This window comes from Lactococcus garvieae (assembly GCF_016027715.1).
In the GTDB taxonomy this organism is placed as follows: Bacteria; Bacillota; Bacilli; order Lactobacillales; family Streptococcaceae; genus Lactococcus; species Lactococcus garvieae_A.
The window spans coordinates 1,075,046-1,088,779 of the sequence record NZ_CP065691.1 but is presented as its reverse complement, the minus strand read 5'-3'; the positions used below and the strand labels follow the sequence as shown (position 1 = coordinate 1,088,779).

10 protein-coding genes and 1 pseudogene are annotated in these 13,734 nt (G+C 39.3%); 8 read left to right on the top strand and 3 right to left on the bottom strand.

Annotation, left to right across the window (positions count from 1 at the left end):
* Window positions 1-56 precede the first annotated feature (56 nt).
* Both I6G50_RS05385 and I6G50_RS05380 read right to left on the bottom strand, forming a co-directional pair.
* Window positions 57-233, bottom strand: a complete 177-nt coding sequence (locus I6G50_RS05385; RefSeq protein ID WP_197909433.1) for a hypothetical protein — start codon at window positions 231-233, stop codon at window positions 57-59.
* Between the two features lie 56 nt (window positions 234-289).
* Window positions 290-3,268 (bottom strand): annotated as a pseudogene (locus I6G50_RS05380) (polysaccharide lyase 8 family protein).
* Window positions 3,269-3,630: 362 nt separating this feature from the next.
* Between I6G50_RS05380 and I6G50_RS05375 the strand changes: the two are divergent.
* Window positions 3,631-4,785: a glycoside hydrolase family 88 protein gene (locus I6G50_RS05375; RefSeq protein ID WP_197908175.1), complete on the top strand. Its 1,155-nt coding sequence runs from the start codon at window positions 3,631-3,633 to the stop codon at window positions 4,783-4,785.
* Window positions 4,786-4,794: 9 nt separating this feature from the next.
* On the top strand, window positions 4,795-6,588 hold the full coding sequence (locus I6G50_RS05370; RefSeq protein WP_197908174.1) for a glycoside hydrolase family 35 protein: 1,794 nt from the start codon (window positions 4,795-4,797) through the stop codon (window positions 6,586-6,588).
* 21 nt (window positions 6,589-6,609) lie between these two features.
* On the opposite strand, the gene I6G50_RS05365 is transcribed toward I6G50_RS05370, so the two are convergent.
* Entirely contained in the window at window positions 6,610-7,317 is a 708-nt protein-coding gene (locus tag I6G50_RS05365; protein ID WP_003135653.1) for a GntR family transcriptional regulator, read from the bottom strand.
* Window positions 7,318-7,545: 228 nt separating this feature from the next.
* On the opposite strand from I6G50_RS05365, the gene I6G50_RS05360 reads away from it, so the two are divergent.
* The 6 genes from I6G50_RS05360 to I6G50_RS05335 all read left to right on the top strand — a co-directional run bounded on the left by I6G50_RS05360 (window position 7,546) and on the right by I6G50_RS05335 (window position 13,675).
* Entirely contained in the window at window positions 7,546-8,475 is a 930-nt protein-coding gene (locus I6G50_RS05360) for a PTS mannose/fructose/sorbose transporter subunit IIAB (RefSeq protein WP_197908173.1), read from the top strand.
* A 1-nt stretch (window position 8,476) separates the two neighbouring features.
* Window positions 8,477-9,274 (top strand): PTS mannose/fructose/sorbose/N-acetylgalactosamine transporter subunit IIC, encoded by a 798-nt coding sequence (locus I6G50_RS05355; protein WP_003135649.1) that lies wholly within the window; start codon window positions 8,477-8,479, stop codon window positions 9,272-9,274.
* Window positions 9,267-10,091 carry a PTS system mannose/fructose/sorbose family transporter subunit IID gene (locus I6G50_RS05350; protein ID WP_003135647.1) on the top strand — a complete coding sequence of 275 codons (825 nt, stop codon included), beginning with the start codon at window positions 9,267-9,269 and terminating at the stop codon, window positions 10,089-10,091. Before I6G50_RS05355 ends, I6G50_RS05350 begins: the two co-directional genes overlap by 8 nt.
* A gap of 172 nt (window positions 10,092-10,263) precedes the next feature.
* Window positions 10,264-11,073 (top strand): gluconate 5-dehydrogenase, encoded by an 810-nt coding sequence (locus tag I6G50_RS05345; RefSeq protein WP_197908172.1) that lies wholly within the window; start codon window positions 10,264-10,266, stop codon window positions 11,071-11,073.
* 20 nt (window positions 11,074-11,093) lie between these two features.
* Entirely contained in the window at window positions 11,094-11,927 is an 834-nt protein-coding gene (locus tag I6G50_RS05340; RefSeq protein ID WP_003135644.1) for a hypothetical protein, read from the top strand.
* A gap of 14 nt (window positions 11,928-11,941) precedes the next feature.
* On the top strand, window positions 11,942-13,675 hold the full coding sequence (locus I6G50_RS05335; RefSeq protein ID WP_197908171.1) for a DUF2264 domain-containing protein: 1,734 nt from the start codon (window positions 11,942-11,944) through the stop codon (window positions 13,673-13,675).
* Window positions 13,676-13,734: the final 59 nt, after the last annotated feature.

Here is a 13,734-nt window from a genome sequence, read left to right as displayed (position 1 = left end):
AAGTATCCTAGCAAGGGTTTGATACTCTCTGTTTTTTTGATTTATTGAATCTTATCTTAAGGATTTTTTTCGAGTAAAATTTGCTTTATTTCTCTGAGTTCTCTTTTGGCTCGGCTTACATCAAGTGCAGATGAAACCATGCTCCCTACTAGGAGATAGTTTTCATCTTCGGAAAAGGCTGAATATACTACCCCATACGTATAGTCATCAAGTCCTATAATTACTTTTTTCAAATGTTTTTCCTGAAACAACTAATAAGCAGTAGGAAAGATGTGCCTATTGAACTACATCACTCTACAACTATTTGTTTTGGATTTCCCGCACTTCCTGAAAAGTCAATGCTTAAAGTGTGCGTGGCTTCATCAAAGTTCATGCCCTCGCTCATTGAAAGAATCTGCTTGAAATCTTTTGACAACTGGATATGAGCTATCTCATTGATTTGAGTTGGATTTGCAATGGTGTATGTGGTTTTAGACTGCTTTGTTTGCTTTAACAAGGAGATAGGCTTGTCCGTTGTGATGTCTGCTATGGTACCTCCTGTAGCAGCCCAAAAATTAATTCCTAAATAACCAGCATTCTCCATTTGCACAGCTTGAATACTTTCAGTGTTTTCAAGAATTTTAAGGGCATTTTCTTGAGTATAGTTTTTAAGACTTTCTTGCGTTGCTTCTGGAAGAATAACATAAGCATAGCTAGCATTTTGAGGATGCTGCCCGTGGTTTATCAAGAATTTACGATATTCACCGTTATAAATTTTGTTACTTGGAAAGGCGCTATTGATATCACTATAAGTTCCTGTTCTTTTTTCACTTTGCACAGTAATGTCTGAAGAATCAGGGAAATAATAACCAATCGAAGCATTTTGATGGTCTGACTGCAGGAGCAGCCAATCTTTTTTACTTACTTCCAAAGCATCAGAGATAGGGCCCTTGTTCGAAAACACTTGATATTGGTATGACTCATTAAGTAAGCGATTGTCAACAACTGTTTCAATTGATGCTTCAGTGTCACCATTAATTCCTGCACCCAAAGCAACTGTCTGGTCTTCAAGAACAAACCATGATTTTTTAGCACGAAGATTCATCGGAAGGACAGCACCGTTGTTTTTGGTACCTTGTTTATTAAGTGCCATTCCCATCACGGCTTCATTTTCTGAAGCTACTCCCCCGACCCATGATTCGGGAGAAGTTACAGTAGTAAAAGATGAATTTTCATCTTGAAGTGTCACAGTATCCACGGTTGTCCCCGGCAATCGATAGGGATCAACAGTTGGCCAATAGTTGTTACTGAATTGGACGCCGTCGTTATTATAGAGATAAAACATGCCATCAGCTGTATGCCAACCACGTTTGTTTTCACCATTACCTGCTTCAAAAGAAGAAGTACGTTTGGAGTACAAACTGAGACTCGTCATATAATTTGGATTACTTTGAACAAAACGGTCCATTGAGGCGAAAACTTTTGTTCCCGTAAATGGAAGCGTGTCTCCAGTAATTGCAGTATTTGCCATTAAAGAAAGGGTCAGTTGTAAATCATTATAGTCTCTTGTGTTATTGAGATAATAATCAGGATTTGCTTGCATCCAATATTTCACTGCTTCTTGCAGTTTCTTTTAACTTTCTACAGGTGCTAAATGAGTAACGATAAGCAAATTATACATTGTGGTTGAACCGTAGCCCATCTGCGTATCTTTTGGTGCGCGTGATATGGAGCGCCCATTGACACCTGGAAGCATTGCTCCTTGATAAATGAGGGGGATAAAAGATTGTTCAACAGTAGAGACAAATTTTGAGACAGTTTGACTGTCCATTTCAAAGCCTGAACCTTTTGTGATGGCAAGAATTTGCCCGACACCTTTAACAAGAACATTCCCGTAAGAACCGGTATAAGGGATATTATTGTGTTGAATAAAAGAGCCATCAGGATAGAAACCATCACCTTTGGTGACGGTTTGAAAGACTTCTTTAATACTGTTTGAAGCCAGTTCGATTTTACTTTCATCTTTTTGTAAAATTCCTAGTCCAAGCACGGATAAGGCTAAATCTGTTCTATTTGCACCTGTAGTCGTAAAATTAGGAATAAAAGCTAAATCAACAAATACATTTTGTGCTTTAGTATAGAGTTGCTGATAGGGATTAGGGATATAGGACTGGATTGCTTTGGTATATTCTTGTATTTTATCTGTTGGTAGTATATCACCAATAATCATTAAACTGCCAATAAATTTTTGGGGGATACCAACTTGCCAATCCCACCAATTGCCATAGTATTTTTGTCCATTAAAGCCTTTTTGATGCACCATAAAATCAAGGCCAGACTGAATATCAGTGAGCAGTTCTGTATTGAGATAGTAATCTGTCCCTTTAGTGCCATAAGCCTGTGAGAGAAGGTAGAGGTTAGAAAATTGGGTCGTTAGATTTGCAGATGCGGTATCACCAGCTTTCAAAGGCCATAAATCTTTTCGATTAGGGCTACGATCCATACTTTGGTAAAGGGTTTTAGCATCCTTGGACAAAGTACTTACATATTGGACGAGTGCTGAATTGTTTGAATCATAATTTTCAGTAACTAATTGTTGTTTCCACTTGTCACGTAAGTTTATAAATTGTTGCGCATCTAAAATTTCAGGTATGCTGTTCACATCTCCAGCTTTTATCGATAAGAGTGAAAGCTGACTTAGATTTCCAAAAAGTCGTAAACCTACGAATCCGGTCCAGTCCCCATTAATGGTTGAACCATCACTGTAAGTGACGTGGGGATTATCATAGATTATCTTCCCATTAAGATAAGCTTTAACACTTGTACCCTGATAACGTAGAAGTAGCTTATAGGTTTGCCCAGAAACTAGACTTTGACTGTGTATATCTGTAATCCATTTGCCACCTGGCTGACCAAGTTGCCAGTTGCCATTATTCATATAAGCAAATGACTGATAATTTTTGGTGCTTTCTGCGCCAGCGCGAAAGGCTAGTCCAAAATTTGTTTGTCCATTGTATACAAAAGTTACTTGCACATCTCCAGAACTACGATTTCCTGCATCTGTATTGAGCGAAATACTCTCATATCCTGTACTGAGCTTTTGATTGGCTACAGTCAGTTGTCCTTGATTGATTTTTCTATCGGCTTGACCAACAAGATCCTTCCATGTCCCCAGTTGATTACAGAAATCAGAAGTATAGCTTTCTGCCCTAGCTTGTTGACTGAATGTGAAAGTTATCGAAATATTCACAAGTAAGAAAGCAATAAAATAAAATAGTTTTTTTATCATTCCATGTTCTCCATACATTTATTCATTTTCCTAATACTCTTTTAAGGTAACCTAAAAGAGATTTAGAGCAGTTGTCCTAAATCTTTCCAATGTTTTCAGCTCAATCCTCCTATATTAAGTAGTATAATTTAACATGTTATCTCATCTATGGGTTAGTATATAATATGTTAAGAGCTTTGTCAATGAAAAAGATAGCGCTTACTGCTGAGTCGATTGCCAGTTACAAAATTATAAAATAAGAGAGATAATATAAAGTTTCTTCCTAACGTTAAAAACTAATTTTCCTAAACAAAGAATTTCTTGCTATTTTCTCAAGTAAAAGTTATAATATAACATGTTAATATATTAAGAAAGGTTGAGTTATGAATACGAATAAAGAAAAACTAATTCAGCTCGGTCAGAATATAGACCAAGCTTGGCTGGATAGACAAATAAAGAAAATTATTTCAAAAATTGAAAGAAACATGGAACGTTTTGGCACTGATTTCCCCTCAGCTTGCGCCACCGATGGGAAATATCGTATCAAAGGAAATGACGACTGGACCAATGGCTTTTGGACAGGGATGTTAGCTTTGGCTTATGAACATACAGGAGATTCAAAATTTTTACATCTGGTAGAGGCCAACATGGTAAGTTTCCAAAAAAGATTAGAGGACCATTTTGTGTTAGACCATCATGACATTGGCTTTCTATATAGTCTGTCAGCGGGAGCGGCCTACAAGTTAACTGGAAATAAGACTTATCAAGCCACATTCATTCAAGCAGCAGATGTCTTGCTTCACCGTTTTCAAGAAAAAGGCAACTTTATTCAAGCATGGGGCAAGTATGGAGACCCTAAAGAATATCGTGTCATTATTGATTCATTCATCAATCTCCCCTTGCTTTTTGCAGCTACGGAATTTTCGGGTAAAACGATTTATAAAGAAGTAGCACTAAAGCATTATACGACTTTACTCAAAACCGTTTTCCGTGACAATGCGAGTACTTATCATACTTACTATTTTGATGTACAAACGGGCCAACCTGCATATGGAGCTACACATCAAGGGCATAGTGATACATCAACTTGGGCGCGTGGGCAAGCTTGGGCTATTTTAGGTATTCCGCTTAATGAAAGCTATGTTCATTCCGCTATTTTTCCTGAGGTATATCCTTCTGTGGTGGAAGTTTTCTTGAAAAACTTGCCTGAAGATCTTATCCCATATTGGGATTTTGATTATACGGATACAGAACCATCAGCTAAAGACAGCTCAGCTGCTGCCATTGCAGCGTGTGGCTTCTTAGAAGCAGCTCAGCAAAAAGCTTATCCTGAAGCAGAAGGTATTGCGAAGGGACTTGTTTATCAGATGGGAGAACTTTACACAGAGGCAACAGAAGAGAATGAAGGCTTACTGCAACATGGCGTATATGCTTTTGCAGAAGGTAAAGGTATTGATGAACCTAATCTTTGGGGAGATTATTTCTACTTTGAAGCGCTCATGCGCTTAACGAATGGCAATTGGAACCGATACTGGTAAGGAGAAGTAGTGAAAACATTTCAAGTAAAAGAAGAATTTATGCTGGATAACCAGCCAGTTAAAATAATAAGTGGTGCTATTCATTACTTTAGAATCCCCCAAAGTCAGTGGGAAGACAGCCTTTATAACCTGAAAGCACTGGGTGCAAATACTGTGGAAACTTATATTCCTTGGAATATTCATGAACCTGAAGAAGGAGTATTTGATTTTGAAGGCATGAAAGATATCCATACTTTCGTCAAACTGGCTGAAAGTTTAGGACTCATGGTTATTTTACGACCTTCTGTTTATATCTGTGCAGAGTGGGAATTTGGTGGCCTGCCTGCCTGGTTACTGAAAGGACCAGAAATGCGACTTCGCTCCACAGATTCACGATTTATGACCAAGGTTGAAAACTACTTTAAGGTTTTGCTTCCTTATATATCATCTTTGCAAATCACTGCAGGCGGTCCTGTCATCATGATGCAAGTTGAAAACGAATATGGTTCTTATGGAATGGAGAAGGATTATCTTCGCCAAACGATGTCACTTATGGAAAAATATGGGATTAATGTACCCTTGTTTACTTCAGATGGTGCCTGGCAAGCAGCCCTTGATGCGGGTTCTTTGATTGAAGATGATGTTTTGGTCACAGGAAACTTTGGGAGCCGTTCCAAAGAAAATGCGGCAGTGCTCGCGGACTTTATGAAAGAACACGGTAAAAAATGGCCGCTCATGTGTATGGAATATTGGGATGGCTGGTTTAATCGTTGGGGAGAACCAATCATTAAACGTGAGCCACAAGACTTAGCAGATGAAGTTAAAGCTATGCTGGAGATTGGTTCGCTTAATCTTTATATGTTCCACGGTGGTACTAACTTTGGCTTTTATAATGGATGCTCTGCGCGTGATACGGGAAATCTACCGCAAATCACCAGCTATGATTACGATGCTCTTCTGACAGAAGCAGGTGAGCCAACAGCCAAATATTATGCAGTTCAAAAGGCAATCAAAGAAGTGTGTCCAGAAGTTTGGCAAGCGCAGCCTCGTGTCAAGGAGGTCGCAAACCTTGGTACTTTTAAAGTTTCAGAGAGTGTGTCTTTGTTTAAGACCAAAGACAGCATGATGAAGGCTTTAACCACAACTTATCCTCTCACCTTAGAAGAAGTAGGCACAGGATATGGTTATATGCTTTATTCTACTGCTTTGAAAAACTATGGCAAAGAGACCAAGTTAAAGATTATTGAAGCAAGCGATCGCTTGGAAATCTATCTAGATGGTGAACACAAGCACACACAATACCAAGAAGAAATTGGTCAAGAAATATTGCTTGATGTAGCGGAAAATCAAGAAGAGATTCAAGTGGACTGTTTAGTAGAGAACTTAGGGCGTGTCAACTATGGCTTTAAGTTTAATCATCCAAGTCAACGAAAAGGAATCCGTGGTGGTATGATGCACGATATACATTTTCATCAAGGCTATACCCATTATCCATTAGATTTTTCTGCAGAACAGTTAAGTGGAATTGACTTTAGTGCGGGAAAAAATCCAGATCACCCTTCTTTTTATCGTTTTAATATCAACTTGACCAAGGTGTCAGATACTTTTATCGATTGCTCAAACTATGGTAAAGGTGTAGTTATTGTGAATGGCAAGAATCTGGGGCGCTATTGGAACCAAGGGCCTGTGTATAGTTTGTATTGTCCTAAGGACTTCCTTTACGAAGGAGAGAATGAAGTTCTTGTGTTTGAAACAGAAGCTGTAGAAGTTACAAGTTTAAATTTTTCAAGCCAACCGGTATTTGATACACTAAAACAAGAATAAAAACAGAAGTAAAAGTCGATGCTATTCGGCATCCACTTCTATTTTTGTTTTAAAGTATTTCCAATGTTTGTAACTGACGATATATTCAGCAACACTCTTATCCACAAGATAAGTGTGTTTGACTTGTTTAACCACAGGTTCCCGGAAACTTAAGTTGAGCGCATTTAACAGCTCACTTTCATCCGGAAAAATAATTTCATTTGTTTCGACAGAGGACATGGAATAAAGATCTATGCCAAAGTCTTTGTTCACTCTCTCATAGACACTCGAATAGTCTTCCAAATGAGCTGAAACAGGTTCTTTGACTAAAGTTTTGGGGAGGTGTGTAAAGTGTAAGAGAAAAGGTGTGCCATCGAAATAACGTACCCGAACGATTTTATAATAACTTTGGTCTGCACTAAGTCCAAGTTCTTTTAGGATTGTAGACTCATTTTCCTCTTTTATTGACAAAACCTTGACTGTTTCATGATCTTGAGAATGCAATTCAATATCTGAGAACTTAACATTTTGGGAAATTTTTGATTTAGAAACGTAGGTTCCTTTTCCTTGAACACGATAGAGGTAACCCGCACTGGTTAATTGATTTAAAGCTTTCACTGCAGTGATGGAACTTACTTCATATTTTCGTTTAATATCGGCTTCTGAGTAAAATTTATCTCCAGGGATAAATTTATGATTTTTGATTTCAGATAATAAGTCTTGCTTGATTTGTTCATACTTTGGAATCAATAGAAATACTCCTATCTATATAACTTATATTAGAATAATAACATGTTAAGTTAGAATATGCAAGCTGTATATACAAGGCTTTATAACGCACTTTAACGGGGATTTTACAAAAAAATATGTAACCGTGTACATTTTCTCTTGACAAGCTACTTAATATGTTATATACTGATAATGCAAGAAGATAACATGTTAAATAAAAGAGCGCTTGCGTGATTGATAAGGAGTCAAATGAGAAACATAGTATTGATTAGCCATGGTTCGATGGCTGCCGGGGTGAAAGAAAGCCTCGAGATGATCATCGGACGGCAAGAACAGATGCACGTGGTAAGTATGCCCGAGGATAGTGATAATATCCAGTTTGAACAAGAACTATTAGAAAAAATGGAGACATTAGAGGGTGAAACTTTAATCATTGCCGATTTACTTGGAGGAACACCTTGTAATGTGGCGTTAAAACATTTTACAGATAATGATGATGTTTCAATCATCGCTGGAATGAATCTCTCTCTTGTTTTAGAAGCTGCAGTGAGCGATACTGCTTCAGCTGATGACTTGGTTACTTCTAGCAGAACAACGCTTGTGAATGCGAAAAACATGCTGAATGAAGCAAAGGCCCAAGAAGCAGTAACGCTTAATTTGAAAGACTATTCGGAGTATCAAGGTAAAGCAAAAATCGTTAATACGCGCATTGATGAGCGCTTGATTCATGGACAAGTTGCGGGGATTTGGTCCTCAAGTTTGGGAACACAACGCATCATTGTTGCAAATGATGAAGCAGCCACAGACGACTTGCAGAAATCATCATTACGTATGGCTTGTCCATCAGCAATGCGTCTCTCTGTTATCCCAGTAGCTCAAGCAGCAGAAAATATTAATGCGGGAAAATATGGCTTACAACGGATTTTTCTCCTCTTTAAAAAGCCTGCCGATGTTTTAAAATTTATTCAAGCAGGTGGGAAACTTGAAAGTCTCAATGTAGGGAACATGAGCTATAAAGAAGGCTCAAAAGAAGTTACAAAGAGCATCAAAGTCATGCCTGAAGAAGAAAATATCTTCCAAGAAATAGCCGCTGGTGGCGTTAAAATCACGGCCCAATTAGTCCCAAGTGAGCCAGCCGTTGACTTTATGGAAAAACTTAACAAAATAGGAGAACGATAAAATGCATTTAACAGTCCTACAAATCATTTTAATTACAATTTTTGCTTTTATTGCAATCAATGATTCATTGATTTCGAATTCGTTAACTCAGCCCGCCATTGCCGGTATGATTTCTGGTTTAATCATGGGTGATTTGAAAACTGGTTTAATGGTCGGTGGTACCCTCCAGCTTATGCGCTTAGGTATTGCAGCCTTTGGTGGAGCTTCTGTACCTGACTATTTCACAGGTGCCGTACTTGGTACAGCTTTTGCTATTATTTCAGGGAAAGGTGCAGCTTATGGTATTGGTTTAGCTGTTCCTGTCTCCCTCCTGATGCTCCAACTCGATGTTGTGGCACGTTTCTGTAATGTTTTCCTGCTCCACCGAGTAGACAAAGCCATTGACAAAGAACAATACGGCCGTATCCCACGTTTGGTTCTCTCAGGTTCATTTCTTTGGGGACTTTCTCGTGCAATTCCAATTTTACTCATGCTCATCGTGGGTGACGCTGCTGTAACAACCTTGACCAATGCAATGCCGGAGTGGTTGATGACCGGCCTTCAAGTTGCTGGGGGCACATTGCCTGTGGTCGGTGTAGCGATACTTCTACGTTACTTGCCAACTAAACAATATATCCCCTACCTTATGGTCGGCTTCTTCCTTGCAGCATATTTACAAGTTCCTATGATGGGGATTGCAATTGTCGGAGTAGTCGCAGCACTCTTGGTGTTTAAACGTGACAGCGCAAAACCTGCACAAGCTGCGGCAGGCACAACAAATGGCCAAAACTTTGAAGGAGGCTTTGACGGTGATGAATAACAATAAAGAAATAGTTACAAAAAAAGATTTAAATAAAATTAGCTGGCGTTATATCTTGGGGAGTCAGCTCAACTGGAACTATGAACGTATGATGAGTTCAGGTTATCTTTACGGTATCATGCCTGTTCTCAAAAAGCTTTATAAAGACGATAAAGAACTCAAAGATATGGCTAAAACACATAACCAATTCTTCAATACCAATGCTATTTTTGGCAACTTGATTATGGGGATTGATGTAGCCATTGAAGAAAAAGAAGGTTACAAAGCGAAGGAAACTGTGGCGGCTTTGAAAACAGCCCTCATGGGATCGCTCGCAGGAGTCGGAGATTCACTTTTCCATGTTATTTGGGGAACCATTTTTGGTTCGGTTGCTGGAACCTTAGCTCAACAAGGCTCAACTGTTGGCTGTCTCCTTTGGATTGCTGCAAATATTGCCTTACTCTTTGGTCGCGCTGCCTTGCTTCCACTCGGGTACAAGCAAGGGGTTAAGTTAGTAACCACTTTAAAAGATAAACTCTCTGCTTTTACTAATGCAGCAACTGTTTTAGGGGTGACTGTAATTGGTGCCTTGATTCCAACCGTTATCAAAGTAGCTACTCCACTGGTTTATACAAATAACGGTGTCAAGCTAGAAATGCAAGCGACATTAGATGGTATCTTGCCAGCCTTAATCCCAGTTCTGCTCACTTTGTTGACTTACTGGATGTTGGGCCAAAAGAAACTGAACTCGACACGTGTTATCTGGCTGGTCTTAATTTTCACGATTGTCCTCAGCGCACTCGGTATCTTGGGCTTACCTGTACCACCAGCAAAATAAATATTACACACATTGTATAAGGCATCCGTCTTGCACGGTGTGTGAAGAATTTTCGGATGACTTACCTCACTTACACAATTCCGAGTCATTGGAAAATTTTTCATAGACCGTATAAGCACAAAAGGTTCATATTGCATATGAACCTGCTTTTTAATAAGAAAAGGAATAAAAGATGACAGATAATATTTTAAAATTATTCAGCATGAAGGAAAAAATTGTCCTCATCACAGGAGGCGCACATGGGATTGGGTACTCTCTTGGTATTGCTTACGCCCAAGCAGGCGCAAGGATTGTTTTTAATGCGAGACATCAAGCGGGGGTTGAAGCAGGACTAGCAGCCTACGAAAAAGAAGGAATTAAGGTTTATGGCTATGTCTGTGATGTCACAGATGAAACAGCAGTGGCGACTATGATACAGCATATTGAAGAAGAAGTAGGAAGCGTAGATGTTTTGGTGAATAATGCAGGCATCATCGCACGGCAGCCCATGCTTGACATGACGGCAAGCGACTTTCGTCAGGTTGTGGATGTTGATCTCACTGGTCCTTTTATCATGTCCAAAGCTGTTCTTCCTGCGATGATTCAAAAAGGAGGCGGCAAGATTATCAATATCTGCTCTATGATGTCGGAGCTTGGCCGTGAAACTGTTTCGGCTTATGCAGCAGCTAAGGGTGGCCTGAAAATGCTGACGAAGAATATCGCCTCTGAGTATGGTAAGTACAATATCCAATGTAATGGTATTGGCCCTGGATATATTGCTACCGAACAAACGCAGCCTCTGCGTGAACGACAAGTTGATGGTTCTCGTCACCCTTTTGATGCTTTTATTATGGCTAAAACACCGGCTGAGCGCTGGGGAGAACCGGAGGATTTACAAGGTACAGCTATCTTCCTTGCCTCAGCTGCTTCCAACTTTGTCAATGGACATATCCTGTATGTTGATGGCGGAATTCTTGCCTATATTGGCAAACAACCTGAATAAAGAAAACTGAGGAACAAAGAATGATAAAAATTGAATTGCTTAATAAGGACAAAGAAAATATTTCTGGAAAATTCGACCACGAGAAAGAGTATGCACCATTGATGGCGCAAGGAGACCAATTATGCGCCCTAGGAATCAAGGAATATGAGTATCAAGCGGGAGACAAGATTCGTGTTACAGTAGATGAAGCTCCAGGCTATTATATGGTTCAGCTCGATGAAACACTTGCTCCATCACTCCTTTATTTTACTCAAGAAGAATGGTTATATGAAATCCCTTTAGCAGAAAATTTGCGTAAGTCCTCTGTTGATACGGCATTCAAATCCGCGCGCCATAGTTTGACTGTGCGTAAAGCTCAGCCTTTTGAAATTGCAAACTATCAAAATCTTTCTTTTAATCCGCATGACCAAAAAGAGTCTTCAGGAATCTATCCACATGCTTCGGCCAACGTCGAGACACGTGATGAGTCGGTCTTTTTCGCAAAAAATGCCATAGATGGCAAGCTGGCCAACCTGTCCCATGGTTCTTATCCTTTTGCCTCATGGGGGATTAATCAGCAGGCAGATGCAGAATTAAATATTGATTTTGGGCGTAATGTTGAAGTAGATCAGCTGAACTTACTTTTCCGCTGTGATTTCCCACATGACAGTTATTGGCAAAGTGTACAAGTTACATTTTCTAATGGAAATTGTTTGACCTTTGACACAGAAAAGTATGCAGAATTTCAAAACTTTAAATTTTCCACACAGCAGACCACTTTCCTCAGATTGGGGCATTTAAAAAAAGCACTGGATGATTCGCCTTTTCCTGCGCTGACACAAATAGAAGTTTTTGGTAAAAATAGCCTTATATAATAAAAAGAGATAAAATGCTAGAAAAGAAATTAAATAATTTAAACTGGGACAGTTATGAAGATATATCGATTGGTTTGAAATTAATGCTTGAACCCCTCAAAGAAAAAATGAACGGTTCTGGTCATATTGACTTAGGGAACAGTCATGGTGCTATTTATGATGAGGAGACAAGTCAGATGGAAACATTTAGTCGTTTAGTCTGGGCGATTGGACCTTATCTAAGTCAAAATAAAGATAAATTTTTAAAAGAAGAAATTCATGCTTCCTTTGTAGCTGGAGCAGATCCTACAAGCAAGCATTATTTTGGCAAACTCGCGGACTATGATCAAAAATTTGTCGAAATGGCAGCTTTAGCGACCTGTTTGCTGCTCAATAAAGACACCCTCTGGCAAGAGTTTAGCACGCAAGAAAAAGAAAATATAGCCCGTTGGCTGCTCCAAATCAATGAAAGCAAAATCCCTAAAAATAACTGGCGTTTTTTTCGTATCTTGGTTAATGTTACTATGAAAAACTTAGGTATGTCTTATTCACAAGAGATAATCAACCAAGAGTTTAGTTTCATAGACAGTTGTTATCAAGGAAAGGGCTGGTATTGTGACGGTAAGGAAAGTCAGCTGGATTATTATATTCCTTGGGCTTTTCATTACTATAGCTTGCTCATCTCAAAATTTTTACATCCTCTTGAGGATGCAGAAAGGATAAGAGAGATTAGAAAAAGAGCGACTTTATTCGCGCAGGATTATCAGTATTGGTTTGACTGTAAAGGACGAGCGGTACCTTTTGGACGAAGTCTGACTTATCGTTTTGCACAAGGAGCTTTTTGGTCTGCCTTAGTTTTTGCAGATGTGGAAGCTTTGCCTTGGCCCAAGGTTAAAGCTCTCTTTTCAAACCATATGCAAACCTGGTTGCGCGAGGCAATTTTTACTGAAAATGGTATCTTGAATGTCGGCTACGCTTACCCTAATCTCAATATGGCAGAAAGTTATAACGCAGCAGGATCCTCTTATTGGGCTTTTAAGGCTTTCTTACTTTTAGCAGTGGATCAGAATCACCCCTTTTGGCAAGCCGAAAAGCAGTCACTACACTTATCACGAAAGCGAACAGCTTCTAAAGAAATGCGGGCTTTCGTTGAACACAGCGCCCATTCTGAACAAGTCCTGTTTTATCCAGCGGGACAGTTTATCGAAAATCAGAGTCATGCACCAGCCAAATATGGCAAGTTTGTTTACTCGTCACAGTTTGGCTTTAGTGTACCCAAAGGCGCTTATTTTTACGCTGAAGGTGCCTTTGATAACACGCTAGCTTTGAGCGAAGATGGTTTTTATTTTCGGGCTCATGCGCAAGACGATACCTTTGAAATCTTCGAAGATCGTGTGGTGCATTACTGGTCGCCCATGCCAGCCGTTCACATCAAAAGTACGATTATTCCTTTAGGTCAAGCTCACCTGCGTATCCACGATATACAAACGGACAAAGCATTGTTTGTAGCAGAAGGCGGTTTTTCCACAAAGATTGAAGGCAGCTCAACTTTTTCTGATGATAAATTTGCTCAGATAGACTCGCCATTAGGAATAAGTAGTATTAGAGCCATCAAAGGGTATGATGAGGCACAAATTGTTCGCCCAGAAGTGAATACAAATGTGCTGTATCCACGCAGTCTTTTCCCTAGTCTTCAGGGAAAGATTCAGCCCGGTCAACATCGCTTGATATGTTTGGTTACTGGAACAACAGCACTAAAGCAAGGTTAAAAAAGGAGCATAGAAAGTGAAAAATATCTTTTTTCTTATTATTTTTTTTCAAAGTATCG

Bases quoted from the DNA above. Each gene is read 5' to 3' on its own strand.
- I6G50_RS05350 (WP_003135647.1), top strand. From the start codon at position 9,267: ATGAATAACAATAAAGAAATAGTTACAAAAAAAGATTTAAATAAAATT.
- I6G50_RS05340 (WP_003135644.1), top strand. From the start codon at position 11,094: ATGATAAAAATTGAATTGCTTAATAAGGACAAAGAAAATATTTCTGGA.
- I6G50_RS05355 (WP_003135649.1), top strand. From the start codon at position 8,477: ATGCATTTAACAGTCCTACAAATCATTTTAATTACAATTTTTGCTTTT.
- I6G50_RS05345 (WP_197908172.1), top strand. From the start codon at position 10,264: ATGACAGATAATATTTTAAAATTATTCAGCATGAAGGAAAAAATTGTC.
- I6G50_RS05375 (WP_197908175.1), top strand. From the start codon at position 3,631: ATGAATACGAATAAAGAAAAACTAATTCAGCTCGGTCAGAATATAGAC.
- I6G50_RS05335 (WP_197908171.1), top strand. From the start codon at position 11,942: ATGCTAGAAAAGAAATTAAATAATTTAAACTGGGACAGTTATGAAGAT.
- I6G50_RS05360 (WP_197908173.1), top strand. From the start codon at position 7,546: ATGAGAAACATAGTATTGATTAGCCATGGTTCGATGGCTGCCGGGGTG.